Here is a 25,137-nt window from a genome sequence, read left to right on the forward strand (position 1 = left end):
GCGGGGAACGCAGATGGGAAGGAGTGTTTCGCCGAAACGGAGCGTCAAGCCGCCGCGCCCGGCCTACATTCTCGACGAACAGATCGGCTTCATCCTGCGCCAGGTCTGGCAGCGCCATGCCACCATCTTCGCTCGCGAGATCGGCATCAACCTAACGCCGACGCAATGGGCGGCGCTGGCCAAGCTGAACGAGACCGGGCCGTGCTCCCAGAATCTGCTTGGACGACTGACGGCGATGGATGTCGCCACCATCAAGGGCGTGATCGACCGTCTCACCGCGCGCGGCCTGACCGAAACCAGCTCGGATCCCGAGGACGGTCGCCGGCTGCTCGTGAGTCTGACGCGCGCCGGCCAGCAACTGGCCGAGAAGGCCGCGCCGAACGCGCTTGCGATCTCGAGAGAGACGCTGGCGCCGCTGGACGCAAAGGAGCGCGAGACGTTGATCGCATTGCTTGAAAAGTTGCGTTGAGGCTAGCTCGCGTCAGCTCAGGTTGAGCGCCAGCGCAATCGCGCCCACGAGAATGAGGCTCAGGGCCCAAGTCGTATCCAGGTTGAACCAGCTTTGCGATATGAATTTGAGGCCGAGATAGCGGTAGGCGAGCCACGCGCAAAAGCCGCCGGCGGCGGCCATCGCGGCAGCGTGGACGATGGCGACCAGCAGTGCCATACCGAGATTGGCATTGATGAGGGTACCGGCGGCTGCGTGGCCGCGGTCGAATTCTGATTCCCGGCAGAGCCCGAGATAGATCGGCACCAGCATCAGCGCGGCGCCATGCGCCAGCGCCGCGGCAAAAGACCAAAGCCCCAGTTGCGCCGGTGATATCCGCGCTAAAACTCTCGGATGGCGGCGGTTGGCCAACCGGAACAGGCCGAAGGCGATCACCAGGAGGCTTGCGCCGATCTGGATCGTGCGCTGCCACTCGACGATGGCAACGAGCAGCGCGAAGGGAAGAAGTACGAGCAGCATCGCGAGCAGATGGCCGGCCGTAAGCGGCCCGAGCGCGGCCACCAGCGCACGCGGGCTCCGCTCCATCAGTCCAGCCGAAACAGCCAGCGGCCAGCCCATGCCCGGGTTGATGCCGTGATAGAGGCCGCTCGCGATGACAGCCAGCCAGAGCCAGGCCGGTGTCCAGTCGGATCCGCTCAAATTCAAACCGACGGATAGCAGAACGAATCCGTCGAACAGTCGCCGCCGTCGAGCCGGATCTGGTGCGCGCGGTAACCGTCGGGGAAATTAACCCAGTAATCCCTTGCCAGCTCGAGGCCGCCGTCTGGCTTGGTATTGGCCATCACCATGGCTCCCGGAACACCACCGGGATAGAACTGGTCGTCCCACGTCGAATACAGCGAGTTGGTCCAGTACACCCGCTTGCCGTCGCGGCTGATCTCGACCATCTGCGGACCGCCCGCAAAGGCTTTGCCGTTCGGATGCGGCGTGCGGCGCGCGATGCCGCCGATCCGCACCGAGCCGGCAAGCTTCGGCCTTCGCGGTTCGTGGACATTGTATTGACGCATCTCGCCGGTGCCCCAGCAGGCGACGTAGAGGAATTTGTCATCCATCGACAAGTCGATGTCCGAGACCAGCGGCGGCACGGCGCCGAAGCCTTGCAGCAGCGGCGGCAGTTGTTCCTTCGCCGCCGGCTCGGGCGGGATCGTCGCCGTCTTCTCGATGTGAAACTTGCCGCCCTCGCGCCACCATGTCCAGATCGAGCCTTCGAGGTTTGTGGTGTCGACCACGACCCCGAGGAAGCCGTATTCGCGCACCGGATCATGCGCGGGACGCACCTCCAGCGCCATCTGATGGTTGGCGCCGAGATCGATGGTCTGGACATTGCGCCGAGCGCGCAGATCCCAGAAGTGGATCCGATGGCCGTATTTGTTGGAGAGCAGATCTTCCGGCACGATCCCGTTCTCGAACTGTGGCGGCAATGCCCACTCGCTCGTCACCATGTAATCGCGCGGCAGGTTCCACCAGAAATCATAGTGCAGTTGCTGCGGCCCGCGATCGATTTCCCACCGTCCGAGCACCTCGAAGGTTTCGCAATCCATGATGAAGACGCCAGGCGGTCCGTCGGTGCCATCCTTGCCGCCGCCGCCGAGCGTAGAGACGTAAATGCCTTCCGGTCCGCAATGAACGGTATGCGGCCGCGAGTATCCCGTCTTCTTGAAGATTTCCTCAGGCTCGATGATCTTGTGAATCGCCGCCTTGGTGGGATCCGGCTTGGTATCGACGATGTAGATGCGGGACGACCGCATGCCGGGAATGATGAGATAGCGGCGCTCGAGGAAGGCATGTCCGGTGAGCGGTGATAGCGCGGACGAGCATGCGTTCCATCCGAAATGGTGAAACTCGTCGCCCTTGTTGGGCATCGTGACGGTATGAACGACCTGGCTGTAGGTCTGGGAGTCCGGCCTGACGTCGATTACGGCCAGTGCGTCCGGCTTCGACGCGTCCGGGCTCAGCAGCACGGTGTAGGCGAAGCGCTCCGGCGGAGCTTCCATGGCAAGCTTTGGCGAAGCGTGAAACGTGGGATCGGGCCGAATGTTCATCGTACTGCCTCCCTGTTTGCCTGGGTGTACAGCAACACGGCGCAGCGGCACGCTAACGGCAAGAAAGCACCCGGCGCGTTGAGTTCCTCTGGCGAGTGCCGCCGGCCGGGGTTTGCCGGTCGACAATACACGCAATGTGACCGGCCGAAAATAACGATGGTGCTACCGATCCGGGGGCCAATGCCCGCCGTTGCGCTAAACCCCGGAAGCCGTAGCTGGATCATAATCGTGCCTAGCACTGCGCATGCGCGGCGAGGAGCTGGCGCATCTTCGATCGCGGCTGGTCGGTGTTTTACGCGCTCGCGAACGTATCGATATCGGCGGCGATCGCGGTGCGCAGCAGCAGGTCTTCCGAGGAATTGCCGCGTCAGCATACCGCTGCCCGATCGACGACACGGCGGAGAGCGGCGTCGGCCTTGAGCGATCCCATCGCCAGATGCGGCCGGTCGATCTTGCTCACCCGAAAACTGTCCGACACGAAGTCAGGCGCATGGCGCAGCAGCAGGAAATATTGCACCGCAATCGCGATCTGTTCGGCCAGCCACCTTGCGCCCTGTTCGTCGGCGATCACCTGATCGATCAGGCCGTCGATTTCGCTCCCCATAACAGAACCATTGTTACCATTTGACTACACCTCAAATAGATTGATAACATTGTTATCATGGGCAAACCCGCAACTTCGGCAAAGGATTGGTCGAACGTCGTGAAGGGCGCAAAGCGCGAGCTTCTGCTGCGTGCCGCCCGCGATGAGTTCGCGGAGCAGGGGTTGGAGGGCGCCACCATGCGCGGCATCGCGGTTCGCGCCGGCTGCACGACCGGCGCGATCTATCCGTTGTTCGAGAGCAAGGAGGCGATCTATGCCGAACTGCTGAAACAGTCGCTCGCGGCGCTCGATGCTTTCGTTTCCGAGGCCGTGGCCACCGCGCGGACGCCGGAGGCCCAGGTCGAGGCGGCCTGCGGGGCCTTCCTGAACTACTACCTCGATCACCGCTTCGAGATAAATCTGGGACTCTACGCCTTTCGCGGCCTCAAGCGGCTCGGCGTTGGCAAGCCGTCGGATGATGAGCTCAATCAGGCGCTCTGGAAGGTGCTGGAACGCATCGCAGTGCCGCTGACCGAGGTGCGCGGGCTTAAGCCTTCAGAGGTTCGGCCGTCGGTCGCGCTGCTCACCAGTCAGATGATCGGCGCGCTTGTGCTGCAGATCGCCGGACGGCTCGATTTTCTCGATACAAATGCGCAGACGCTGCTTCGCATGATGCTGGCGCAATGCTTTCCGCGCGCGAAACGCGCGAGGGTTAGAGCCGCACGCAAATCAAAACAGTAGGGGAGTAGGCGCAATGGTTCGGATCGAGAAGCAGGGTGCCGTGTGGACCGTCGTCCACAGCCGGTTTGCCGAGGCACGTAACGCCATGGACCCCGACAGCGCCGAGGCGCTGGCGGCGGCTTTCAAGGAATTCGACGCTGACGATTCCGCAAGCGTCGCCGTGCTGTGGGGCGAGGGCGGCGCGTTCTGCGCGGGCTGGGATCTCAAATTCGCCAGCACGCTCTCTGACCGCGAAGCCTTTCAACGCCATGTCGTCGATGGCCTGGCGTTCCCGACCGGCGCAAATCCCGCGCCGCGCGGGCCGCTCGGACCGACGCGATTGGAACTGTCGAAGCCGGTGATCGCCGCCGTCGAGGGACCGGCGGTGGCCGGCGGCATGGAGCTGGCGCTGTGGTGCGATATCCGCGTGATGGCCGAGAGCGCCTATCTCGGTGTCTATTGCCGGCGCTGGGGCATTCCGCTCTTGGATGGCGGCAGCGTGCGTCTGGCGCGGTTGGTCGGGCAGGGACGGGCGATGGAAATCATCCTCACCGGCCGCAAGGTGCCGGCCGATGAAGCACTGCGCATCGGTATGTGCGAGCAGGTCGTGGAGACCGGCGGCGCACGCGCCGCAGCCGAAGCGATGGCGCGGGAGATCGCGCGGTTTCCGCAGGCAGCCGTCCGGGCCGATCGCCGCTCGGTGGTCGAAACTTATGGCCTGCCTGTCCGCGATGCCTTGCGGCAGGAATGGGCCAACGGCGTCGAGGCCATCTTCAAGGAAGGCGTCAGCGGCGCGGCACGCTTTGCCAGCGGCAAGGGCCGCCACGGTGATTTTGCCAAAATCTGAATTCTCTCATCCAGGGAGGCCATCATGGCCAAAGTGCTCTACGAGCGCGACGGGCGTATCGCACGCATCACGCTGAACCGGCCGGAAGTCATGAATGCGATCGACGACGAACTGCCCGGCGCGCTCGCCGACGCGGTCGCGCGTGCCGACAACGATCCGGGCGCGCATGTGATCGTGCTCGCCGGGGCCGGCCGCGCCTTCTGCGCCGGGTACGACCTGACCGCCTACGCCTCCGGCGACAGGGCCAACCGCTACACTCAGGGAATGCCGTGGGATCCGATGAAGGATTACGCGGCGATGTCCGACAACACCAACAAGTTCATGAGCCTGTTTCGCTCCAAGCGGCCGGTGATCTGCAAGGTCCAGGGTTTTGCGGTCGCCGGAGGCTCCGACATAGCATTGTGCTCGGACATGATCGTCATGGCCGAGGATGCGCGCATCGGTTATCCACCGGTCCGGGTCTGGGGCTGTCCGACGACGGCGATGTGGGTCTATCGGCTCGGCGCCGAAAAGGCCAAGCGCATGCTGTTCACCGGTGATAAGATCACTGGCGTCGAGGCGGCGGCGCTTGGCCTCGTGCTGAAAGCCGTTCCGCCCGACAGGCTGGATGAGGAGGTCGATGCGCTCGCACACCGCATTGCCACCGTGCCGCAGAACCAGCTCATGATGCAGAAGCTGATGGTGAACCAGGCGCTCTACAATATGGGCCTGATGGGCACGCAGATGATCGCGACCGTGTTCGACGGCATCACCCGGCATTCGCCGGAGGGGCTGAACTTCAAGCGCCGCTCGGAAGAGATGGGCTGGAAGCGTGCGGTCGACGAGCGCGACCAGGGTACTTTCGACTGGACCACCAATCAGCCGATCACGCAGAACAGGTAGTTCCAGGCGCAAGGATCAGAGTCGGCGGAGAGAATTCCGCTCTATTTGACCGTGATGGTAATTTTCTGCGAGACCACCGGAGGAACGTGCGGATAGTGTTCGGCATCGCCCAGCACGAGCTGGAGCGTATGTTTGCCCGGTGGCAACTCGATCCGGGCTTCGGTCTGGCCGGCGCCGAAATGAAGATGTGACTTGTCCTGCGGAATCGGCTCATTGGGATTGAGCGGCTCGTTCACATTGACCAGCAGGTGGTGATGGCCGCTGTTCGGGTAATTATCGCCGGCGTGCGTGACGCCCATGTTGCGCAGACCAAAGCGGCACCAAAATCCGCCTTTGATGACGGCGCCGTTCTGCGGCCAAATGAAATAGAGAAGGGCCTCCTTATGCGAGGGCTTCCCTTGAGCATACGCGGCGAGCGGCAGGCAAGTGAGCGCTGCTGACAGAGCGATCCACTGCATGCACTTCATGACCGCCCTCTTAAGGCTACTTGGGAGATAGCGCGACGCGGAAACCGTGGGTGGGATATCGCACGTTGGTGTCATAGCTGCCGCGGTTTGATACGCGGGCATAGCCTGAGTCCTTCCTCCAGGAGCCGGAGCGGATGACATGCGAGGAACATGCATTCTCGACCCATGCTGACCCGTCTCCTGGCGCGCCTTGATAATTTCTGTGCCAGCAATCTTCGACCCATTGATCGACGCCGCCGCCCATATCAAACAGCCCAAAAGGATTTGGCTTGAAGCTGCCGACCTTGACCGGCTGCTCGGTCGCTGGAATATCGCTGCAGTTCTTGCAATTGACCATGCCGGGCTGAAACTGATCTCCCCACCAGTATCGGGTCTGCGTGCCGCCGCGCGCCGCATATTCCCATTCGGCTTCGCTCGGCAGTCGGTATGGTTTTCCCGTGACTTCCGCGAGCCACGCGACATATTGCTTGGCATCGCTCCAGCTTACGTTTGTAACAGGCGCATCGTCCTTTCCGGCTGCCGTAAATCCGCAGGCCTTCGCGGCGGCGCATGCGTTCCATTCCTGCACGGTGACGGGAAATTTCCCCATCGCAAACGGCTTGACCGTTACCTGACGGACCGGCTTTTCCGAAACGTCTTCGTTGCTACCCATGGCGAAGCTGCCACCCCGAAGCGAGACCATCTCGGGTTCTCGAACCGGTGCGGCCGCTTGCGTCGTCGGCGGAGTCGCGGGTGCGGCGGGAGACGCCGGCGGCGGTAGCGGCGCCGCCTGTTGTTGAGTTGGTGCTACTGTAGGAGAAGGTTGGGGCTGCGGCGCTTGTTGTTTTGCGGCAGGCGCAGGCGCCTTCGGCGCTTCCGCCGGAGATGAAACGGGAGCTGACGCTTGTTCTGCCGCCTTGCGAGGCTGCCCCAGCGTGTACCAGAGAGTGCCGCCCGCAATGATCAGTAATGCAAGAATCAGCAGGAGGGCCAGGATACGTTCGCGCCAGTTCCGACGTTCGTGCAGGGCGGAGGGGTCGGGAAGCACGCGGTAGACCCGGACAGGCTCGGTGATGTTCTTGACCTTTCGATCGCCGAGCGACTCGTATCCGCAAACCAGCTTATGCTTTATCTGCTCATAAATACCGCCGGAGATATAGACTTCGCCGGGATGGGCTATACCCTCAAGCCGCGTCGCAATATTGACCCCGTCGCCATAGACGTCGTCGGTTTCGATGATGACGTCGCCAAGATTGACGCCAATCCGGTATTCGATCCAATGATGCTTGGGGAGTGATGCATTGCGACCAACCACATTTTGCTGGATCACGATGCTCGATCGGACGGCCTCTACGGGGCTATCGAAAATAGCGATGAAGCCGTCGCCCGTGGTCTTAACGAGCCTGCCGTGGTGTTCTCTGATGGTGGGTTCGATGAGGTCGCGCTCGAGCCGCTTGACGCGGTTGTGCGTCCCTTCCTCGTCGATCTGCATCAGGCGGCTGTAGCCGGAAATATCGCCTGCCACGATGGCCGCAAGGCGCCGCGGCGTTGGCTCGCGTGGTTGCTCACCAGCGCGGCCCGACTTGATGTCACGAATTTGGGCCATGGTTTGGATTGATTTCCTCGAGCTGCAGCAATTTCAGCGTTGGGCAAACAATCTTTCCAGTACCCCCAGCGTACCATGCCGGCTGTTCGCCGCAAAGCAGCCATGCGCGGGTTCCATGCCGCTAAGTGTGAGTGAAATCACATGAATGAGGCTGATCGCCCGCCGCATGTACTCAGGATATGAGCACAGACCCGGAGACCAGTTAACGAGCTCCGATCCTCGCAATTGTGTGGGCAAAGGAGGAACGCGATGCCGACGCGACGGCGCGGCGAGTAAAGCTCCTAGCGCGGCGGCGTTGATCAATCCCGTCCCGGCCATCTGGCGCGGTAGCGAATTTCGCTGCCGTCGCTATTGGCTTGCCACGGCCCGAACTCCGCCGCATGCGGCGCCTTGGCCGACAATCCGATGAGATAGAGCCGGTCGGGCTGGCCATTGATTTTGATCTCCAGTTGCCGGTGCGCGGTGCGGAACGCGAGCTCGACGTAGCCGGCAATGATTGGCCTGTCGCCGTCGCGACGGAACTGGTCGGGGCGTGGCTCGCCCGGCATGGTGTTCAAGTCGGTCTGCAGTTCGATCGTTACGTCACGGGCGGAGCCAGGCAATGCCGCGCCTGTGGGGAGGCGAACCTCAAAAACGAGGAGCGGATTGGGGGCATTCGGGTTGAGCCAGGGCGTCGCCGTCGTGACGGCGTAGACATAATAAGCGGCCCCGGCAGCGGCGCAGAGTGCAACGACAAGCGCGAATGCCTTCAAGCTGTTGCGGAGGGATCCGTCGGCATTTTCTCGGCCGCGCACCCGTGCCACCAGCGTCGTGCCAAACAGGAGGCCTGCGATCGCTCCGCACGGCGCGAACGCCAGTAACGCCAACATGCCTGACATGATTGGATCGGCCCGGTTACCGAAGCCGACCAGCTCAAGCAGCAGCAGTGTCGCGACAAAACCAATGACCGCGCCGACTACTCCGCCGGCCATCTGCAGCGAATTCTTCAAATATTCCTCGAAGGTGTGAGCAAACAGGCCATCAGGCCAGCGCGCATTTGACGGGGCTGACCGGCAGTTCGTTCATCGCTTTCGAGGGTTGACGAATTTTTTAGGCGCCCGCCGCACTCGCGGGGCCACCGGCGTCAATGCCCGCTGAGGATCTCCGGCACCTTGCCGGCGGGCGGCGTGTTGCGGCTGCGCTGGGTGCGGACGATGCCGTCAATGATGGTCATGCCGATGCCGGGGAGGTCGCCGAGTTGCACGCTTTCGAGGATATTCTTGCCGGGCGAGTGCTGCGCCTTGTCCATCAGGACGAAATCGGCGGAGCGGCCGACCTCGATGATTCCGCAATCGAGCTCGCGCATGCGCGCGGTGTTGCCGGTCGCAAGGCAGAAGGCGAGTTCGGCGGGCAGTTCGCCGAGTGAGGACAGCATCGAGACCATTCGCAAGATGCCGAGCGGCTGCACGCCGGAGCCGGCCGGCGCGTCGGTACCCAGGATCACGCGGTGCAAATCGCCCATCTCGCGCGCAGTGCGCAACGTGTAGAGCGCCGAGCGCTCATTGCCGTTGTGAACCAGCTCCAACCCGCGCTTGCAGCCCTCGCAGATGCAGCGGATCTGGTCATCGGGCAGCGCGGTGTGGCCGCCATTGATATGGCCGACCACGTCGGTGTCGGCTTCCAGCACCACGTCCTTGTCGATCAGGCCGGAGCCGGGGATTGAAGGTCCGCCGGTGTGAATCGTGCTTTGGATGCCATATTTGCGTGCCCAGCCGACCATTTTTCGCGCGGTCGGGCCGTCCTTGACGCCGCCGAGGCCCACTTCGCCGAGCAGCTTGACGCCGGCCGCGGCCATCTCCTTGAAATCGTCCTCGACCATCTCGCACTCGATGACCGGCGCGCCGGCATGCACCTTCACCCCGCCTGGCCGCAGCGTCCAGAACGCGCGCTGCGCAAAGATCGCCATTGCCTTCAGGCCCACGACGTCCCGCGGGCGGCCGGGCATGTGGACCTCGCCGGCCGAGATCATGGTGGTGACGCCGCCATGGAGATAGCTGTCGATCCAGCTGCTCTGGTTCTGCCGCGGCGTCCAGTCGCCGGCGACCGGATGGACATGGCTGTCGATTAAGCCCGGCGCGACGGTGGTGCCGTTGGCGTTAACAACAGTGGTTGCGCCCTCGGTGTTGACGTCCTTGAAGCGGCCGATCGCTGTGATCTTGCCGTTCTCGGCCACGATCGTATCGCCGTCCAGGATCGGCTTCTCCAGCGCCCCTGACAGCATCAGCCCGATATTGTGGATGACCAGCTTGCTCGGACCGGTCGCCTGGGGTGCGTCGTGGGCCATAGTTTTTCCTTTTTCTTCAATGCCTTCGCCGGACATTCTGCCCGGCTTGACGATCGGATCAAGCTGGATTATTCGTTTGTATACGAATGATCGTATACCAATGATTTAGCCGGTCAATCCGGCTTGCAGGTCAGGGAACGGCGCGATGAGCAGTTTCAACCAGGAAAGCGTGCTGAGCGTCCATCACTGGACTGATACGCTGTTCAGCTTCACGACCACCCGCGATCCCTCGTTCCGCTTCCGCAATGGCGAGTTCACCATGATCGGCCTGAAGGTCGGCGAGAAGCCGCTGCTCCGCGCCTACTCGGTCGCCAGCGCCAATTACGAGGACCGGCTCGAATTCTTTTCGATCAAGGTGCCGGATGGCCCGCTGACGTCGCGGCTCCAGCATTTGAAGCAGGGCGACGAGATCATCGTCAGCCGCAAGGCCACCGGTACGCTGGTGATCGACAACCTCGAAGACGGTCGTAACCTTTACCTGATCGGCACCGGCACCGGGCTCGCGCCGTTCCTTTCCGTGATCAAGGATCCCGAGACCTATGAGCGTTTCGAGAAGGTGGTGCTGCTGCACGGCTGCCGCCGCGTCGCCGAGCTCGCCTATGGCGAAATGATCACCGAGAGACTGCCGAACGACGAACTGATCGGCGAGTATGTCCGTAACCAGTTGATCTATTATCCGACCGTGACGCGCGATCCCTTCCGCAACCGCGGCCGCATCACCCACCTGGTCACCTCAGGAAAACTGTTCGGCGACATCGGGCTGGCTGCGCTCGATCCCGCCCATGACCGCGTCATGATCTGCGGCAGCCCGGCGCTGGTGACGGACACGCGCGCTCTGCTCAATGGCAAGGGGTTTGTCGAGGGCAATCACGGCGAGCCGGCGCAGTTCGTGGTCGAGAAGGCGTTCGCGGAGCGGTAATCGCCTGCGCCACCATAGGTTTAATCTCCTCACCCGAGCTCGGGATACCTTCGAGGTACCCACTTTGCGTTCGGATTCATTCGCCACCTATCCCATCGCCCAACTCGCCACGTGAGAGGGTGCGCCATAGTTTTGAGGCCTGGGACCATGCAACGGGGCGCCACGGAATCTTGCGCTTTTCTTCCGACGGCAAGAAGGGATTTCGGGAGTGCTCCAACGTCTTCGACGAGACCCGAGAGGCCGGGGCGGATACCGATCGGGGAGCGCATGTTGCCGGCGGAAGATCCTGGGACATTCGTGTCGCCCGGCGGGAGCTGGAGTGAGGCTCCGTCGCCCTCGCTGCCGTGCGTCGGCATAGCGGTCTTCCACTCCTTCGGCCAGGCGGAGGCCGAATGGCGCAAGGCGCAGGACCATTGCGACTGCTATGGGTTCCAGACGTTCGACTGGCTCTCCACCTGGCACGAGACGATCGGCATCGTGGAGCGGATCGTGCCGCAGATCGTCCGTGTCGCCGACGCCGACGGGAGCACGTTGATGTTGCTGCCGCTCGGAATCCAGCGGCGGCTTGGACTGTCGCATCTCGTTTTCCTCGGCGGTGGCACAACCGACTATAACGCGCCGATCATCCGCGCGGATTTCGCGGCGAGCCTCGATCCGGATGCCGCCGACGCGCTGATCGCGCGCATCCTGAAGCAACTGCCCGACGTGGACGTGGTCGCGCTTGATAGAATGCCCGTGGTGATCGACGGGGTCGCCAATGCGCTCGCGCATCTTCGCGGTGCCGAGCACGTAAGCAACGCCTGGGTCGCCACCCTCGGTGAGACGTTCGCCGACTTCAAGAAGCGTCGCAGTGCGAAATTCTTCAAGAAGGCTGCGGGAATGCAGCGGCGACTTGCGGAGATGGGGGCGACCGAGCTCTGCCTTGCCGACACGCCCGAGGCCGTTGCCGATATCATGCAGGCTTTCGTGCGCCAGAAGCGGCGGCGCTTGCAGGAGATCGGCTCGCCCGATCTGTTCGCCAGACCGGGCCATCTGCGCTTCTACAAGGCTATGGCCGAGCGGCATCGCGACACCGGCTTCATCCAGCTGTCTGCCTTGCGGGTCGGCGAAACCATCGTGGCGACGCATTGGGGCATGGTGTTCCGCAATCGAATCTACTGGCTGATGCCGACCTACGAAACCGGCGAGTGGGCCCGTTTATCGGTTGGCCGCCTGCTGATGCAGCGCCTCGTCGAGTGGGGCATCGCGCGGCGCATCAAATACTTCGATCTAACCATCGGCGATGAGGAGTACAAACGACTCTGGGCCGACCACACCATGCCGCTCCACGCCTGCGTCCGCGGCGTGACGGTAAGGGGAAAGGTCTATCAGGCGATCCGGCTGACCGTCGGGCACCTCAAGGCGTTGGTCGCGCGAAGCGAGCGCCTGCGAAGTATCGCGAGGGGGCTGGCGCCGCCGCGTGGCTTTCGGCGACCGGCAGCAGAATGATCCTGCGTTCTTCTCCCGCTATTGCGGCGGGCGGTGCATACCCTGAGGAGCTTGCGCAGCAGGCGCTCCTCACCATGAGGGTAAGACTTATGGCCTAACCCCCGGCGCTTCCATCGCCATCCCACGCGCCCGCGACATCAGGTACAATTCGAGCGCGACCAGCTCCGGCGAGCCATAATCATAGGGCTGCGCGCGGATGCCGGTGATGCAGGCGCGAAGGCGCCGTTGCAGTGAGCCAAGCGACTGCCATTCCAACCGGTAGAGCGGGTAACCGGTCGGGTGTCCCTGCGTGATCGCGGAGCCGGCGAGCCGCTTGTCCCAATTGTCGTCATGGCAATTGGCGCAGCCGAGATTGAGCTGGCCCTGCCGCTGCATGTAGAGTTCGCGTCCTTTGGCGACGAACGTCGCGAGCTGCGGGTCGGCGCCGGTTTCGATCGGTGCCCGCTGCGACTGCCGCGCGATAAAGGCTGTCAGCGCCAGCAACTCGCGGCTCTCGAAGGGAAGCGGCGTCGCCTGCTGGTGATTGGTGCGGCACGAATTGATGCGCTGTTCCAGATTGATGGGGCGGCCGGTTGCCTTGTCGAACGCGGGATAGCGGGCGGCCACGCCCTTCATGGTCGCGCGGGCATTGCCGTGGCAATCGGCGCACGCTTTGTCGGCGGCGCCCGTCTTCCGGTTCCACACTGTCTCGCCATTGAGCACCCAGAGCATGCCGGGATTGGCGGTGTCGTCATCCTGCATTGTCTTTGTGTCCGGCTTCATGAAGCTGTAGCCGGAACGGCGGTCGGTTTGCGGGATCTCGGCAGCGCCGACGGCGCCCACCACCAGCAGTGCGGCGGCTATGGAGCCCAAAAATCTCATTCGACCGAGATTGAGGCGGAAGCGGTTTCGGAAAAACCCTTGTCGCCGATCCATTCGAATTCGAACTTGCCGCTTTCCGTTGCGGTCGTGAAGAAGGAGAAGAACGGGTTGGCCGCGATGGCCGGATACAAGTCGGCGCGGAAGATTTCAGCGCCGTTAAAGCGGCAGGTAAAGCTCGTGACGATATCGCGCGGCACAGCTTCGCCTGATGCCTTATGGCGATAGCCTGACTCCATGATGTGCGACATCAGCGTCTTGATCTCGATAATGTCGCCGCGTTTGGCTTTGGCCGGAACGTTGATCAGCGCGGAAGCCATCAGATCACCTCCTCGGTGCAGGCCGCCAGTGTCACCACGACGTCGACGCTAGCCGACCAGAACGACCCGTCCGAGAGCTTTGCGATCGCGACCACCTTCTGGCTGTCGGTGAGGCGAATGCGGGTCGATACCTGCGCGCGGCCGTTACGCGGGCCGAGATGGAAACTGGCGATGTTGGGCTGCGGATTTTTCTCGTTGAAAATGTGGATGCTGCTGACGTGGTCCTCCGGCGCCATCGGGTGGGTGACACTCACAGTCAGCGGCACGGTATTCCCGTTCTCGACCAAGGGCGGCACGTCGAGCTTGACCTTGCCGGTTTTCACCGCGGCGCCGCCGGTGACATTGCGGATGGCGGAAGCGAGCATCTCGGGCGTCGCCTCGGCAGGCCGAAGCGTGACGACGGAGGCCGTGCCAAGCACGGCTGCTCCTCCGGCGAGGCTGAGAAACTGGCGGCGTGTCGAATTCGGTGGTGGATGCATCGGACCTTCCTATTCGCGTAGGCTTGCGAGATACGCCACGATATCCTCGATCTGTTCGGCCGACAGGATCGGCTTGCCGCGCCACAGCGTCCCGACGCGAGTGAGGCCGTCAACTCGGTAGTAGGACGGCATGATCGTCGCGGCGTTGAGACGAGCGGCATCCACCAGCCGAAGCCGAAGCTGACCTTCGGACCAGCGGCTGCCGGAACCGGTAAGATCAGGCGCCAGGTCGCCCTGGAATTTCTGTTCGGGAAATGGGCCGCTGTGGCAGAGGATGCAAGTGCTGGAACGTTCGACGACGAGCGCGCGGCCGCGCGTCGCATCGCCAGCCGTGCCCGTCAGTGACTGCGGAATGGCATCGCCAACGATGGTATAGCTGCGAAGTTCCGTTGCGGCGGCGCAGCCGGGCAACGCGAGGAGAACTCCAGCAAGAATCGGATCCAACAAGCGATAGGTGCGTTTAGCCAAAGACTTCCGCCGTAATGGTCGCGAACCAGGTTTGCGCATAGTCGGCTTCGCGTGCGCGGAAATCGCGGGGCACATCCAGCGGACTGACGCCGCCGGCGCCTTCGACATCGGCCAGCAATCCGTTCTTCGGTTGGTACACGCCGGCAATCGAGATGCCATAGTCGGGGGCCGCCAGGCTGTAGCAGGTGTTGATCAGTTTCGGCGTCGCGGGCGATCCACCCAATAGCAGCGTGACGACTGCACGCGCGCACGCCTTGGCCTGCGCATTGGCAGTGAATGCCGATTTAGGCATGCTGCCGGCGAGGCAGGCGTCACCGATGACATGGATGTGCGGGACCGACTTGGACTCGAAGGTCACAGGATCGATCGCGCACCAGCCGGTGTTGTCGGTAGCCCCTGCTATCATGGCGATGCGCCCGGCCCGCTGCGGCGGAATGACATTGGCCACCTGGGCGGTGTGGTTGCCGAAATCGGTGATCAGCGTGTTGGTCGCTGCATCAACGCCGTTCACCTTGCCGCCCTGCGATAGCGACACCCATTCGACCATTCCCGGATAGAGTTCTTTCCAGGCGTTCTGGAACAGGCGCTGCTTGGAGAAGGTGTCCTTGGCGTCGAGGATGATCAGCTTGGAGCGCGGCTTCTTGGTTTTCAGGTAATACGCGATCAAGCAGGCGCGTTCGTAAGGGCCCGGCGGGCAGCGGTAGGGATTGGCTGGGGCTGCGATCACAACGAGACCGCCATCGTCCATGGCCTCGAGCTGCTTGCGCAGCAGCAGCGTCTGCTCGCCGGCTTTCCACGCATGCGGCATCTTGCCGGCTGCAGTTTCGTCGTAACCCTGTAGTGCATCGAAACGCAGATCGATGCCAGGGGACAGCACCAGCCGGTCATAGGCGAGCGAGGTGCCGTCGGCGAGACCGACGGTGCGCGCCGCCGCATCGACGGCCGTTGCCGCCTGCGCCGCCACAGTGACGCCGCTGGCGGCGATCTTGTCGTAGCCGAACTTTTGCTCCTCGATCGAGCGCAGTCCGGCGATGACATTGTTGCTGAACGGGCAGGCGGTGAAGGTTCGGCTCTGCTCGACGAGCGTCACCTGCAATTTCGGATCGATCTGCTTCAGCGCCCGCGCACAACTCGCGCCGCCGAAGCCGCCGCCGATTACGACCACGCGTGCTGCCGCTTGCGCGAACGCGGGCAGTGGAAAAGCGGCCGTCGCCGCGGCGGCCGCGCCGATGCGGCAGAAATCCCGGCGGCTCACATGATGACTGATACCCATGCCGGCGGCCCCTTATTTCTGTGCCGCGAGCCACGTCGCAATCGCGCGCGACTCTTCGTCAGTGAAACCCTTGGCGATGCGGTTCATGACCGTGGCCGGAAGCGAGCCGTCGCGAAATTTGGCCATCGCCGTGGCGATGTCGCCGGCATCGCGGCCGTACAGCCGCGAAATCGACGAGGCGGTTGTTCCGGTCGAATGGCAGCCTGAGCAGGATGCTGCGCCGGCCGGCGGATCGGAAGCTGCAAGCAGCGGCTGATACCACGCCGCGACCGTGGCAGCTGCGATGGCGACACGCAACGCTTTCATCGGCAATCTCTCGATGGGAAAAGCGGCGGCCCCGGAGTGGGCCCGCCGTCCGCTAGTGTCAGGCAAACGTAATATTCTGGTCCTTCAGCGGGACCGAACGGATCCGCTTGCCAGTTGCCGCGAAGTAGGCGTTGAGCACCGCGGGTGCGGCGACACCGATGGTCGGCTCGCCGACGCCGCCCCAGAAGCCGCCGCTCGGCACCATGACGCATTCCACCTTCGGCATCGCGGCGATGCGCATGGAATCGTAGGTATCGAAGTTGGTCTGCTCCATCTTGCCGTCCTTCACGGTGCAGCCGCCGTAGAACAGGGCGGACAGGCCATAGACAAAGGAGCCCGCGATCTGCCGCTCGACCTGCGCCGGATTGACGACGTAGCCCGGATCGGTCGAAGCGACGATGCGATGCACCTTGATCTTGCTGCCGTCGGAGACGGAGATCTCCGCAGCACCCGCGACATAGCTGCCATAGCCCATCACCTGCGCAATGCCGCGATAGACGCCTTGCGGTGCCGGCTTGCCCCAGCCGATCTTTTCGGCCACGGCATTGAGCACGGCGAGGTGCTTTGGATGCTTGCTCATCAGCTTGCGGCGGAATTCCACCGGATCCTGGCCGACCGAATGCGCCAGCTCATCCATAAAGCATTCCATATAGATTGCGTTCTGGTTCACGTTCACGCCGCGCCAGAAGCCGGGCGGAACGTGAGGGTTGCGCATGGAATGCTCGACCAGCAGATTCGGCACGGAGTAGCCGATCGCCGCGTCGCCGGAAGGACTGAGGCCCTGGAACGCAACCGTATCCATGCCGTTCACCAGCGCCGCCGGACGGACCGTGTACAGGATCGATTGGCCGGACAATCTGACGTGCAGCGCCGTCAGATTGTTGTCGGCATCGAAGGCGCCGGTCAGCTTGCATTGCGTGACCGGATGGAACTTGCCTTGCGCCATGTCTTCTTCGCGCGACCACAGCAGCTTGACCGGCGTACCGGGCATCTGCTTGGCGATCAGAACCGCCTGCCTGACATAGTCGGTCATGCCGCGACGGCCGAAGCCACCGCCGAGGATGAGCTTGTGTACCTCGCATTTTTCGGCCGGCAATTCCGATGCTTCCATAGTGGCGGCGAATGCCGCTTCGCCGTTCTGCGTGCCACACCAGACCTCACATTTGTCCGGCGTATAGAGCGCCGTGGCGTTCATCGGCTCCATGGTCGCGTGGTTCTGGCAGGGATAGTTGTAGACCGCCTCGACCTTCTTCGCCGCGCTCGCAATCGCGGCCTTGGCGTCGCCGTTCTGGTTGCCGATAAAGGCCGGCTGGGAATTGTCGAGACCTTCCGCCAGCCACTTGGCAATCGACTCGCTGGAGATTTTGGCGTTCTCGCCTTCGTCCCAGACGATCGGCAGCGCATCCAGCGCGGTCTTGGCGTGCCACCAGGTATCGGCGACCACGGCGACCGCACTGTCGCCGACACGGACGACTTTCTTGATGCCCTTCATGCCGCTGATCTTGGCCTCGTCATAGCTCTTCAGCTTGCCGCCGAAGACGGGACAATCCTTGATCGCCGCATTGAGCATGCCCGGCAGCTTGATGTCGGCGCCGTAGATCATCGCACCGGTGGTCTTGTCGACGGTGTCCAGCCGCTTCAGGGCCTTGCCGACGATCTTCCAGTCCTTGGGATCCTTCAGCTTCACATCCGCTGGCGGCTCGAGCCTTGCTGCGGCCTCAACCACCTTGCCGTAGGTCGTGGTCCTGCCCGACGGCGTATGGGTGATGACACTGTTGGCGGCGGTACATTCCGAGACCGGCACCTTCCACTCGTTTGCGGCGGCCTGCACCAGCATCATGCGCGCGGTGGCGCCGCCCTTGCGGACATATTCCTGGCTGGAGCGGATGCCGCGGCTGCCACCCGTCGAGAAATCGCCCCAAGGGCGCTTGCGTGCGACACTTTGCCCGGGGGTCGGATATTCGGTGACGACCTTCGACCAGTCGCATTCAAGCTCTTCGGCGACGAGCTGCGCGAGGCCGGTGAGGGTGCCCTGACCCATCTCGGAGCGGGCAACGCGGATTACGGTCGTATTGTCCGGGCGGATCACCACCCAGACATTGACCTCGGGCGAGCCGTCGGCGGCGCGGACGACCGTGGGTCCACCGAAGGGAATGTCGAGGCCGATTGCGAGGCCCGCGCCGGCGGCAGCGGTGCCGATCACGAAGGCGCGGCGATTCAGTTTGGGCATGACGTGCTTGTTCATGGCGTCCCCCTCAAGCGTTCGCGGCGGCGTGGATCGCCTCGCGGACCTGCTGGAAGGTCCCGCATCGGCAGATATTGGTGATGGCCTCGTTGATATCCTGGTCGGTCGGCTTCGGCTTCTCTTTCAGAAGGGCGGCAACCGCCATGATCATGCCGCTCTGGCAATAGCCGCATTGCGGCACGTCGTTCGCCACCCAGGCCTGCTGCACTTTGTGCAGGGCGCCTTCTGAGGCAAGACCTTCGATCGTGGTGATCTGTTTGCCGACGGCCTCGCTGACCGTCATGCCGCAGGAGCGCATCGCGACTCCGTCGATATGGACGGTGCAGGCGCCGCATAGTGCTATGCCGCAGCCATATTTGGTGCCGGTCAGTCCAACATTTTCCCTGATCGCCCAAAGCAGTGGCGTGTCGTCTTCAACGTCCACATTGATTGTTTTGCCGTTTATTGTGAGGTTTGCCATCGCATGTCCCTTTTTGAGTCCAATTCGCCAATTGAACCGGGCGCGATGTGATCCGAGAAAATAGAACAGTTCAAATCAAGAAAAAGCGTGTTGGCGAACGGGAAGAAACTCGATCCGCCGGTGTTACGCCGATTTGCCGCCTTGTTCAGGGGTAGGGGCTAGACGGAATTATCAAGGCGCTCGCTCAGCAGCTTCGCGATCCGGCATGTTGTAGCGAGCTCTTCGGGACTAAGCCCCTTCGCGAGGGCATTTGCCCACGGAACCTGCAGCGCGCTGGCGGTTTCGAAGGCATCCTGCCCACGCCTGGTCAGCGCGACGAGGTGCGCCCGGCGGTGATTTGGATTGGGCCGCAGCTCCACGAGGCCATCCTCTGCCATCTCGTTCACAATGCGCTGAACTCCCTGTCGATTGAGTCCCATGCTGCGCGCAAGCCAGGGCCACCGGTTGCGGACTAGGCGCAAGCGCGATTGCGCCCAGCACCTGCCAGCGCGCGCTGGTGAGGCCGAGGTCCGAAACAAGCCGGTCACCGGCCGCGAGCAGGCGTCCATTGAGGCGAAACACGGCGAGAACCAGCTCGGTCAAAGCCTGACCGCCGGGTGTATGTAGTTTCGTTGCCATTTGACAGTTAGTACCCAAGATGACAATATATTGTCAATAAGACACGAGTGTTTGGAGTGAGTCATGTTTGCAGGACAGCTTGCAATGGTCGTCGCGGCGGCGTTCGCCGGCGCCGCCTTCTTCATCAACTTCGCCGAACAGCCGGCGCGGCTTATGTTGGATGACCGGGGCCTCCTGAGGCAGTGGAAACCAAGCTACGCGCGCGGCTTTGCGATGCAGGCGAGTTGCGCGGTTATTTCCGGCGTGCTCGGCCTGATCGCTGCCTGGCTGACGCGGGACTGGCGCTGGATCGTCGGCGCGGTGCTCATTCTCGCCAATTGGCCCTATACGCTAATCGGCATCATGCCGACCAACCGCCTGCTGAATGCCATCGACGAAACGGACGCCGGCCCGCAGTCACGTGCGCTGATCATGAAATGGGGAGGGTTGCACGCGGTCAGAACGGGGCTCGGGATCGCGGCAACGCTGGCGTATCTTTGGGCGCTCAATTAGGCGCAACGAACCGGAGCGTGCCCCGCGTGGCCGTTATGTCCTTTCGGTGCCGACCGCCAGACGCAGGAAACTCATCAGGCTTCCGAGTGCGGCAAAGCCGGCCCCGAGCGCCAGCGCCACCGTGGCGCCGTTGTGACCGGCGAGCGCAAAGCACAATGCCGCCAGCGCGGCGCCGAGGGTTTGCCCGGTCAGGCGTGCGGTTGCGACGATTCCGCTCGCGCTGCCGCTGCGATGCGGCGGCGCGCTCGACATCAGCGCCCGCAGATTCGGCGTTTGAAAGAAGCCGAATCCGATTCCGCAAATCACCATGCGCCAGACGATGTTGGCAACGCTAGGGTCTGGCGGCAGCGTCGCCAGCAGTGCCATGCCGATGCCGAGTAACACCAGCCCGAGGCCGCCGAGGATGCCGACGGGATAGCGATCGGAGAGCCGGCCCCCGATCGGCGCCATGATCGCCACGACCAGCGGCCAGGGCGTCATGAAGAAGCCGGTCTCGACCTGCGACCGGTGCAGCACGTCCTCGAAATAGAAGGGCAGCGAGACGAACGCCAGTCCCTGCACCGCGAATGTACAGACCGACGTGGCGGCCGACAGCGCGAACATCGGCCGCCGGAACAGATCGATCGGCAGCATTGGCGCCGGATGGTCCGCATCTCTACGCATCATGATCCAGCCGAGCAGCAATGCCGCGCCAAGCGTCAGGCCGACCAGGAGAGGCGGGGCCTGATGCGCCGCGATGCCGATGCCGATGATGAAAAGCCCGAGGCAGCTTGCAGTCAGCGCCGCGCTCGCAAAATCGAACGCGTGCTTCGCGCGCGGCGTTTTGGGCAAGGTCTTCAGGCCGATCCAGATTGCGATCACGCCGAACGGGATGTTGATCGCGAACAGCCACGGCCATGTCCCGATCGCAAGAATGGCGGAGGCGATGGTCGGACCGAAGGTGAATGCCGTTCCGACCACGAGCGCGTTATGGCCGAAGCCGCGCCCCAGCATGTGCGTCGGATAGACGAAACGGACCAGGGCCGCATTCACGCTCATGATGCCGCTGGCGCCCAGCCCCTGCAGCGCGCGCGCCGCCGTCAGACTGGGTAGCGACCATGCCAAGGCGCAGCCAAGCGAGGCCAGCGTGAACAGCACGAGGCCTCCGATATAAATGCGCTCGTGGCCGACGATCTCGCCGAGCGCGCCCAGCGGCAGCAGCGTCGCGACCAACGCGATCTGGTAGATATTGACGACCCAGACCACGTCGGCCGGGCTGACATGGAGGTCAGCCGCGATGGCGGGCAGCGCGATATTGGCGATCGCCGTATCCAGCGAGGCCAGCGCCAGCGCGGTAAAGATCGCCGCGACCGCCCAGCGCCGGAGTTCGGGGGGCAGGCCGTCGATGGGTGCGGTCGATGGTCTTGGGGCTACGTCTGCGGGCATTTTGTCGGGCTCTCCACGCCGGCGCGGACGCGCCCTCGGATGGCGTGTACTACGGACGCCGCGCTGGCCACAGGCTCTCAGTTGCATGATGCGTATGCGAGGCGAGCCTGCAAAATCCTGGCGTCCGCAGGCCTACGTGCCCGGGCTCAATCCCAGTCGCGCGTAGATACGCCGCGCATAGGCGCCAAACTCGTCCGTGGTCTTGATCGGCAATGCGCGGGGAAACGGCAGATCGATCGGGAAATATTCCGCCATTCGCGCCGGACCTGCGGTGAGCACGGCGCAATGCGAGGCGAGAAACACCGCTTCCTGAATCGAGTGCGTCACGAACAGGATGGTCTTGCCGCTTTCGCGCCAGATCCGCAGCATTTCGAGGTTCATCTGCTCGCGGGTCAGCGCATCCAGCGCGCCGAACGGCTCGTCCATCAGGATCAGTTTGGGATCGTGGATGAAGGCGCGGGCAATCGCGGTGCGCTGCTGCATGCCGCCGGACAATTGCTGCGGATATCGGTCCTCATAGCCAGCCAGGCCGACCAGGTTGAGCAGATCGCGGGCGCGGCTCCGTGCAGCCTTCATCGGCAAGCCGACGATTTCGGCCGGCAGCAGCACGTTGTCCAAAATGGTTCGCCATTTCAGCAGCAGGGCCTGCTGGAACACCATGCCGATGTCGCGCGCCGGATCAAACGGCGTTTTCGCATTACCGATTTTAATCGTGCCTCCGTCGGCGTCATGCAATCCGGCCAGGATCTTCAGCACGGTGGTCTTGCCGCAGCCGGACGGGCCGACCAGCGAAACCAGTTCGCCCTCCCCGACGTCCATGGTGACGTCGGAGACGGCGAGGAATTCCGCGCCCTTGGACCGGTAGACCTTGCGGACGTTGCGCAGGCTGATGAAGGGCTCTTCCGCCGTCATGCCAGCCATTTCTGCAGGTTCTCCCGCACGAAGCTATCGTCGGAGAGATCGGCATGTTCGCGGCAGACGCGGTCGATCTCCTGCATCTGGCCCGGGCTCAGCCCTTCAGCGGGATCGAGGCACCAGAGGCCCTGCATCAATCCCTGCCGCCGCAAAATTTCGTGGCAACCTGCGATGCAGCCGTGAAAATTATGGGCAACGTCGAAGAACGCGCTGTTGCAATCGGTGACACGCGCGTCGAGCGCCAGCAAATCGGCCGGCAGGGTGTCCTTGCCGCGCGCTGCCTTGCACATTTCAAACTGCTTGATCGCGCTTGCGGTCCACACCGACCAGTGCCCGAGCAGGCCGCCCTTGAAGTAGGCTCGTGTGGTGACTCCCTTGTCGCGGAGGTCGAACGGCAGAGTGAGGTCAAGCAGGATGTGATCGTCATTGCCGGTATAGAGCGCGACGCGGTCGAGCGCGTTCGCCGCCGCCACCCCACGCAGCACGTCCAGCGCCCGATAGCGATTGAACGGCGCGACCTTGATGGCGATGACGTTGTCGATACCTGCGAAGCGACGCCAGAAATCGGCACTGAGGATGACGCCGCCGACGGCCGGCTGCAAATAGAAGCCGACCAGGGGGATCTCGCGTGCCACCGCCTCGCAATGCGCGATGATCTCGTCCTCGGATGCCGATTTCATCGCAGCCAGGCTGAGCAGGCCGGCGTGGTAGCCGATGCCGCGTGCGGTCTGCGCTTCTGCGATGGCCTGCTGCGTCGGACCGGCCAGTCCCGCGACCATCGCGACCGGCCGCTTGGTCCATGAAGCGGCGGTCTCGGCCGCCAGCTCCAGCACCGGACGGTACATGCCGACGTCGCGGATCGCGAATTGCGTGGTGTGCACGCCCACGGCCAATCCTCCGGCGCCGGCGTCAAGATAATAGCGCGTTAGCGCCCGCTGGTGCCTGATATCGAGTGCGCGGTTGGCGTCGAGCGCGAGCGGATGCGCAGGGAGCACGGTACCGTCGGCGATCAGCTTTCGAACCTCGGCCTTGATTTCGCTATGATGCATGGCGGCGCTTCCTATCCGAATTCCGGGCCGGCGACGGCGAACGGCGGTTGCGCGGGCGAGGCGGTTGCGGCGCCAAAGCGCATGCGCTGAAACGGCCGCTCGATATTCCAGCCCGAGCGAACGAGGCCGTTCAGAAACGCGTCCTGAGAATGAACGACGTCGATTAGCCAGGGGCCGATCTCAGAGCTAGTGATGGCGTCGACCAACGCCAGCGCCTGATCGGCGTGGTCGGCCAGGACCGGACCGATGTGCCGCGCGGTGCGTCCATCGCGGACGAGGGCCATGGCTCGAGCATCCGACACGATGCGAGAACCCGGGCGCGCAGCAAATTCCGACAGCAATGTGCTGCGGTCGAACCCCATGGCGCTGCCATCGCGCGCGGCCAGGGCTTCGAGGTTGCCGGCCGCTAGCGGCCTTGTCGCTGTGGTGCCTTGCGGCTTTTCCAACCGCAACCTTCGCAATTGCAGCGTCGGCGCAAAACCGAGTGGACCATAGACGGTCGCGCCAGCCGGCGTAGCGTCAAGCCAGGTTGTGAGCCCGCGCCGCGCGGCCGCTTCCAGGCATGCATCGACGAGCCTGGTCGCAAGGCCGCGGCGACGAAAGTTGGCGGTCACCAGCACCATGCTGATCCAGGCATTGCCCGCCGAGTAGGGCATCAGCACCGCTGTCGCCACCAACCGGTCTGCGTCGCGCGCGCCGAATACGACCCCTTGGCTCAGGAAAAATCGCCAGTCGGCCTCGTTCTGGTTCCAGCCGGCTTCGGTCGACAGCACGAGCCCGGCCTTCGCATCGCTGATGCCGAGCTCGACGATGGGCTCAATAGCGGCCATCGCGCACCTCGTATTTGGTGGGCTTGCCGAGGCTCGGCATCGATCGCGACACCCAATCGGCTGTCCAACTGATGAGCTGCTCGGTATCGACGATCGGCAGGCCGAATAACTTTACCGCCTGCGACGTGTCGGTGAGCCACGCCGTCGGCTCCTCTTTGCCGACAATCACGGGCGGGCGGCCGAAGCGCTGGCCGAATTTAGCGGCGAGATCGCGCACCGCCAGGATCTCGTGGCCACTGACATTGATCGGGGAGGTCGGCGTATCGCAATGCGCCAGACAGCGCAGCGCTTGCGAGGAAGCGTCGCCTTGCCAGATGAAATTGACATGGCCGAGGCTGACGTCGATCGGCTTGCCGTGCAGCACCTTGCTCGCGATATCGTGCAGCACGCCGTAACGCATGTCGATCGCGTAGTTCAGCCGGAACAGCCGTCCGGGCGTTCCATGCTTGCGTGAGAAATACTCGAACATGCGCTCGCGCCCGACGCAGGATTGCGCGTATTCGCCCGGGGGATCGGGCGCCATATCCTCGGCCGAACCTTTGCCGGAGACCGGCACGAACGGATAGACGCAGCCGGTCGAGAACGCGACGATACGCGACGCCGCAAAGGCCTGCGCGACCAGGGCCGGGACGTGCGAATTCATCGCCCAGGTCAGCGAGAGGTCGCCCTCGGCGCCGAACTTGCGTCCGGCCATAAAGACGATATTCGGAATCTTCGGGAGCGCCTTGATGGCGCTTTCGTCGAGCAGGTCGCAATTGATGGTCTCGATGCCGCGCGCCTGCAGCCAGTCCTTGACGGCGGGATCGCTGAAGCGGGCCACGCCGATGACGCGGCGCTCCGGCGCGGCCGCCTTGGCAAGGCCGGCCAGCGTCGGCCCCATCTTGCCGGCAACACCCAGGATCATGATGTCGCCGTCGACCTTGCGCAAATCGTCGATCAACGCCTGACTCGGGCGGCACAACAGCTCGTCGAGTGCGGTAGTATCGGCGATCGTCTGCGGCAGGTTTTCGCGCGTCAGCAGCATCTTCATTCCCT

At 63.5% G+C, this 25,137-nt stretch carries 27 protein-coding genes and 1 pseudogene; 8 read left to right on the top strand and 20 right to left on the bottom strand.

The features are described 5' to 3' along the window. The first annotated feature begins 13 nt into the window (after window positions 1-13). The gene (locus IVA95_RS24045) at window positions 14-469 is read left to right on the top strand and encodes a MarR family winged helix-turn-helix transcriptional regulator (protein WP_247512750.1); all 456 of its coding nucleotides are present in this window, start codon (window positions 14-16) and stop codon (window positions 467-469) included. 12 nt (window positions 470-481) lie between these two features. Here the strand turns inward: IVA95_RS24045 and IVA95_RS24050 are convergent, their stop codons facing one another. Continuing rightward, on the bottom strand, window positions 482-1,147 hold the full coding sequence (locus IVA95_RS24050) for a hypothetical protein (protein WP_247512751.1): 666 nt from the start codon (window positions 1,145-1,147) through the stop codon (window positions 482-484). A gap of 2 nt (window positions 1,148-1,149) precedes the next feature. After that, entirely contained in the window at window positions 1,150-2,550 is a 1,401-nt protein-coding gene (locus tag IVA95_RS24055) for a selenium-binding family protein (protein ID WP_247512752.1), read from the bottom strand. 244 nt (window positions 2,551-2,794) lie between these two features. Here IVA95_RS24055 and IVA95_RS24060 point away from each other — a divergent pair, with 244 nt between their 5' ends. Genes IVA95_RS24060 through IVA95_RS24075 form a run of 4 tightly spaced genes read left to right on the top strand, consistent with a single transcriptional unit; the run spans window position 2,795 to window position 5,582 of the window. After that, complete coding sequence (locus IVA95_RS24060) at window positions 2,795-3,178, top strand: hypothetical protein (RefSeq protein ID WP_247512753.1); 384 nt, start codon at window positions 2,795-2,797, stop codon at window positions 3,176-3,178. A gap of 33 nt (window positions 3,179-3,211) precedes the next feature. Further along, complete coding sequence (locus IVA95_RS24065) at window positions 3,212-3,874, top strand: TetR/AcrR family transcriptional regulator (RefSeq protein ID WP_247512754.1); 663 nt, start codon at window positions 3,212-3,214, stop codon at window positions 3,872-3,874. Between the two features lie 13 nt (window positions 3,875-3,887). After that, window positions 3,888-4,700, top strand: a complete 813-nt coding sequence (locus tag IVA95_RS24070; RefSeq protein ID WP_247512755.1) for a crotonase/enoyl-CoA hydratase family protein — start codon at window positions 3,888-3,890, stop codon at window positions 4,698-4,700. Between the two features lie 24 nt (window positions 4,701-4,724). After that, window positions 4,725-5,582, top strand: a complete 858-nt coding sequence (locus IVA95_RS24075) for a crotonase/enoyl-CoA hydratase family protein (protein WP_247512756.1) — start codon at window positions 4,725-4,727, stop codon at window positions 5,580-5,582. A gap of 41 nt (window positions 5,583-5,623) precedes the next feature. On the opposite strand, the gene IVA95_RS24080 is transcribed toward IVA95_RS24075, so the two are convergent. The 4 genes from IVA95_RS24080 to IVA95_RS24095 form a co-directional block, all read right to left on the bottom strand. Continuing rightward, on the bottom strand, window positions 5,624-6,049 hold the full coding sequence (locus IVA95_RS24080) for a DUF4399 domain-containing protein (RefSeq protein WP_247512757.1): 426 nt from the start codon (window positions 6,047-6,049) through the stop codon (window positions 5,624-5,626). Between the two features lie 16 nt (window positions 6,050-6,065). Then, window positions 6,066-7,634, bottom strand: a complete 1,569-nt coding sequence (locus IVA95_RS24085; protein ID WP_247512759.1) for an SUMF1/EgtB/PvdO family nonheme iron enzyme — start codon at window positions 7,632-7,634, stop codon at window positions 6,066-6,068. Between the two features lie 299 nt (window positions 7,635-7,933). Next, window positions 7,934-8,623, bottom strand: coding sequence for a hypothetical protein (locus IVA95_RS24090; protein ID WP_247512760.1), 690 nt, complete (start codon window positions 8,621-8,623; stop codon window positions 7,934-7,936). Window positions 8,624-8,757: 134 nt separating this feature from the next. Further along, a complete protein-coding gene (locus tag IVA95_RS24095; protein ID WP_247512761.1) occupies window positions 8,758-9,957 on the bottom strand; it encodes an amidohydrolase family protein in 1,200 nt (399 codons plus the stop codon). Window positions 9,958-10,102: 145 nt separating this feature from the next. Between IVA95_RS24095 and IVA95_RS24100 the strand changes: the two genes are divergently transcribed. Continuing rightward, window positions 10,103-10,876, top strand: coding sequence for a ferredoxin--NADP reductase (locus tag IVA95_RS24100; protein ID WP_247512762.1), 774 nt, complete (start codon window positions 10,103-10,105; stop codon window positions 10,874-10,876). A 267-nt stretch (window positions 10,877-11,143) separates the two neighbouring features. Beyond that, the gene (locus tag IVA95_RS24105; protein ID WP_247512763.1) at window positions 11,144-12,364 is read left to right on the top strand and encodes a GNAT family N-acetyltransferase; all 1,221 of its coding nucleotides are present in this window, start codon (window positions 11,144-11,146) and stop codon (window positions 12,362-12,364) included. Between the two features lie 87 nt (window positions 12,365-12,451). Here the strand turns inward: IVA95_RS24105 and soxA are convergent, their stop codons facing one another. The 9 genes and pseudogenes from soxA to IVA95_RS24150 form a co-directional block, all read right to left on the bottom strand. After that, on the bottom strand, window positions 12,452-13,225 hold the full coding sequence (soxA, locus tag IVA95_RS24110) for a sulfur oxidation c-type cytochrome SoxA (RefSeq protein ID WP_247512764.1): 774 nt from the start codon (window positions 13,223-13,225) through the stop codon (window positions 12,452-12,454). Continuing rightward, window positions 13,222-13,542, bottom strand: coding sequence for a thiosulfate oxidation carrier complex protein SoxZ (gene soxZ / locus IVA95_RS24115; RefSeq protein WP_247512765.1), 321 nt, complete (start codon window positions 13,540-13,542; stop codon window positions 13,222-13,224). Before soxZ ends, soxA begins: the two co-directional genes overlap by 4 nt. Continuing rightward, on the bottom strand, window positions 13,542-14,021 hold the full coding sequence (locus IVA95_RS24120; protein WP_247512766.1) for a SoxY-related AACIE arm protein: 480 nt from the start codon (window positions 14,019-14,021) through the stop codon (window positions 13,542-13,544). Before IVA95_RS24120 ends, soxZ begins: the two co-directional genes overlap by 1 nt. Window positions 14,022-14,030: 9 nt before the next feature. Next, the gene (soxX, locus tag IVA95_RS24125) at window positions 14,031-14,456 is read right to left on the bottom strand and encodes a sulfur oxidation c-type cytochrome SoxX (protein WP_247512859.1); all 426 of its coding nucleotides are present in this window, start codon (window positions 14,454-14,456) and stop codon (window positions 14,031-14,033) included. 25 nt (window positions 14,457-14,481) lie between these two features. After that, complete coding sequence (locus IVA95_RS24130; RefSeq protein WP_247512767.1) at window positions 14,482-15,762, bottom strand: NAD(P)/FAD-dependent oxidoreductase; 1,281 nt, start codon at window positions 15,760-15,762, stop codon at window positions 14,482-14,484. A 12-nt stretch (window positions 15,763-15,774) separates the two neighbouring features. Next, on the bottom strand, window positions 15,775-16,068 hold the full coding sequence (locus tag IVA95_RS24135; protein ID WP_247512768.1) for a cytochrome C: 294 nt from the start codon (window positions 16,066-16,068) through the stop codon (window positions 15,775-15,777). A 58-nt stretch (window positions 16,069-16,126) separates the two neighbouring features. Then, window positions 16,127-18,313, bottom strand: coding sequence for a molybdopterin cofactor-binding domain-containing protein (locus IVA95_RS24140; protein ID WP_247512769.1), 2,187 nt, complete (start codon window positions 18,311-18,313; stop codon window positions 16,127-16,129). Between the two features lie 10 nt (window positions 18,314-18,323). Further along, complete coding sequence (locus tag IVA95_RS24145) at window positions 18,324-18,773, bottom strand: (2Fe-2S)-binding protein (RefSeq protein WP_247512770.1); 450 nt, start codon at window positions 18,771-18,773, stop codon at window positions 18,324-18,326. 158 nt (window positions 18,774-18,931) lie between these two features. Next, window positions 18,932-19,391, bottom strand: a pseudogene (locus IVA95_RS24150) (MarR family transcriptional regulator). A 63-nt stretch (window positions 19,392-19,454) separates the two neighbouring features. Here IVA95_RS24150 and IVA95_RS24155 point away from each other — a divergent pair. After that, window positions 19,455-19,883, top strand: coding sequence for a DUF1772 domain-containing protein (locus IVA95_RS24155; RefSeq protein WP_247512771.1), 429 nt, complete (start codon window positions 19,455-19,457; stop codon window positions 19,881-19,883). Window positions 19,884-19,916: 33 nt separating this feature from the next. Here IVA95_RS24155 and IVA95_RS24160 read toward each other — a convergent pair whose 3' ends face one another. The 5 genes from IVA95_RS24160 to IVA95_RS24180 all read right to left on the bottom strand — a co-directional run bounded on the left by IVA95_RS24160 (window position 19,917) and on the right by IVA95_RS24180 (window position 25,126). Continuing rightward, complete coding sequence (locus IVA95_RS24160; RefSeq protein ID WP_247512772.1) at window positions 19,917-21,308, bottom strand: MFS transporter; 1,392 nt, start codon at window positions 21,306-21,308, stop codon at window positions 19,917-19,919. Between the two features lie 132 nt (window positions 21,309-21,440). Continuing rightward, window positions 21,441-22,229, bottom strand: coding sequence for an ABC transporter ATP-binding protein (locus IVA95_RS24165; protein ID WP_213249549.1), 789 nt, complete (start codon window positions 22,227-22,229; stop codon window positions 21,441-21,443). Continuing rightward, on the bottom strand, window positions 22,217-23,272 hold the full coding sequence (locus IVA95_RS24170) for a dihydrodipicolinate synthase family protein (RefSeq protein ID WP_247512773.1): 1,056 nt from the start codon (window positions 23,270-23,272) through the stop codon (window positions 22,217-22,219). The genes IVA95_RS24165 and IVA95_RS24170 overlap by 13 nt, the downstream gene beginning before the upstream one ends. 11 nt (window positions 23,273-23,283) lie before the next feature. Further along, a complete protein-coding gene (locus tag IVA95_RS24175) occupies window positions 23,284-24,102 on the bottom strand; it encodes a GNAT family N-acetyltransferase (RefSeq protein WP_247512774.1) in 819 nt (272 codons plus the stop codon). Further along, a complete protein-coding gene (locus IVA95_RS24180) occupies window positions 24,089-25,126 on the bottom strand; it encodes an NAD(P)-dependent oxidoreductase (protein WP_346658040.1) in 1,038 nt (345 codons plus the stop codon). Before IVA95_RS24180 ends, IVA95_RS24175 begins: the two co-directional genes overlap by 14 nt. Between the last annotated feature and the right edge of the window lie 11 nt (window positions 25,127-25,137).

Source organism: Bradyrhizobium sp. 157 (genome assembly GCF_023073815.1).
In the GTDB taxonomy this organism is placed as follows: domain Bacteria; phylum Pseudomonadota; class Alphaproteobacteria; order Rhizobiales; family Xanthobacteraceae; genus Bradyrhizobium.

Bases quoted from the DNA above. Each gene is read 5' to 3' on its own strand.
- IVA95_RS24045 (WP_247512750.1), top strand. From the start codon at position 14: ATGGGAAGGAGTGTTTCGCCGAAACGGAGCGTCAAGCCGCCGCGCCCG.
- IVA95_RS24055 (WP_247512752.1), bottom strand. From the start codon at position 2,550: ATGAACATTCGGCCCGATCCCACGTTTCACGCTTCGCCAAAGCTTGCC.
- IVA95_RS24060 (WP_247512753.1), top strand. From the start codon at position 2,795: ATGCGCGGCGAGGAGCTGGCGCATCTTCGATCGCGGCTGGTCGGTGTT.
- IVA95_RS24065 (WP_247512754.1), top strand. From the start codon at position 3,212: ATGGGCAAACCCGCAACTTCGGCAAAGGATTGGTCGAACGTCGTGAAG.
- IVA95_RS24070 (WP_247512755.1), top strand. From the start codon at position 3,888: ATGGTTCGGATCGAGAAGCAGGGTGCCGTGTGGACCGTCGTCCACAGC.
- IVA95_RS24075 (WP_247512756.1), top strand. From the start codon at position 4,725: ATGGCCAAAGTGCTCTACGAGCGCGACGGGCGTATCGCACGCATCACG.
- IVA95_RS24080 (WP_247512757.1), bottom strand. From the start codon at position 6,049: ATGAAGTGCATGCAGTGGATCGCTCTGTCAGCAGCGCTCACTTGCCTG.
- IVA95_RS24085 (WP_247512759.1), bottom strand. From the start codon at position 7,634: ATGGCCCAAATTCGTGACATCAAGTCGGGCCGCGCTGGTGAGCAACCA.
- IVA95_RS24095 (WP_247512761.1), bottom strand. From the start codon at position 9,957: ATGGCCCACGACGCACCCCAGGCGACCGGTCCGAGCAAGCTGGTCATC.
- IVA95_RS24100 (WP_247512762.1), top strand. From the start codon at position 10,103: ATGAGCAGTTTCAACCAGGAAAGCGTGCTGAGCGTCCATCACTGGACT.
- IVA95_RS24105 (WP_247512763.1), top strand. From the start codon at position 11,144: ATGTTGCCGGCGGAAGATCCTGGGACATTCGTGTCGCCCGGCGGGAGC.
- soxA (WP_247512764.1), bottom strand. From the start codon at position 13,225: ATGAGATTTTTGGGCTCCATAGCCGCCGCACTGCTGGTGGTGGGCGCC.
- soxZ (WP_247512765.1), bottom strand. From the start codon at position 13,542: ATGGCTTCCGCGCTGATCAACGTTCCGGCCAAAGCCAAACGCGGCGAC.
- IVA95_RS24120 (WP_247512766.1), bottom strand. From the start codon at position 14,021: ATGCATCCACCACCGAATTCGACACGCCGCCAGTTTCTCAGCCTCGCC.
- IVA95_RS24130 (WP_247512767.1), bottom strand. From the start codon at position 15,762: ATGGGTATCAGTCATCATGTGAGCCGCCGGGATTTCTGCCGCATCGGC.
- IVA95_RS24135 (WP_247512768.1), bottom strand. From the start codon at position 16,068: ATGAAAGCGTTGCGTGTCGCCATCGCAGCTGCCACGGTCGCGGCGTGG.
- IVA95_RS24140 (WP_247512769.1), bottom strand. From the start codon at position 18,313: ATGAACAAGCACGTCATGCCCAAACTGAATCGCCGCGCCTTCGTGATC.
- IVA95_RS24145 (WP_247512770.1), bottom strand. From the start codon at position 18,773: ATGGCAAACCTCACAATAAACGGCAAAACAATCAATGTGGACGTTGAA.
- IVA95_RS24155 (WP_247512771.1), top strand. From the start codon at position 19,455: ATGTTTGCAGGACAGCTTGCAATGGTCGTCGCGGCGGCGTTCGCCGGC.
- IVA95_RS24160 (WP_247512772.1), bottom strand. From the start codon at position 21,308: ATGCCCGCAGACGTAGCCCCAAGACCATCGACCGCACCCATCGACGGC.
- IVA95_RS24165 (WP_213249549.1), bottom strand. From the start codon at position 22,229: ATGGCTGGCATGACGGCGGAAGAGCCCTTCATCAGCCTGCGCAACGTC.
- IVA95_RS24170 (WP_247512773.1), bottom strand. From the start codon at position 23,272: ATGCATCATAGCGAAATCAAGGCCGAGGTTCGAAAGCTGATCGCCGAC.
- IVA95_RS24175 (WP_247512774.1), bottom strand. From the start codon at position 24,102: ATGGCCGCTATTGAGCCCATCGTCGAGCTCGGCATCAGCGATGCGAAG.
- IVA95_RS24180 (WP_346658040.1), bottom strand. From the start codon at position 25,126: ATGCTGCTGACGCGCGAAAACCTGCCGCAGACGATCGCCGATACTACC.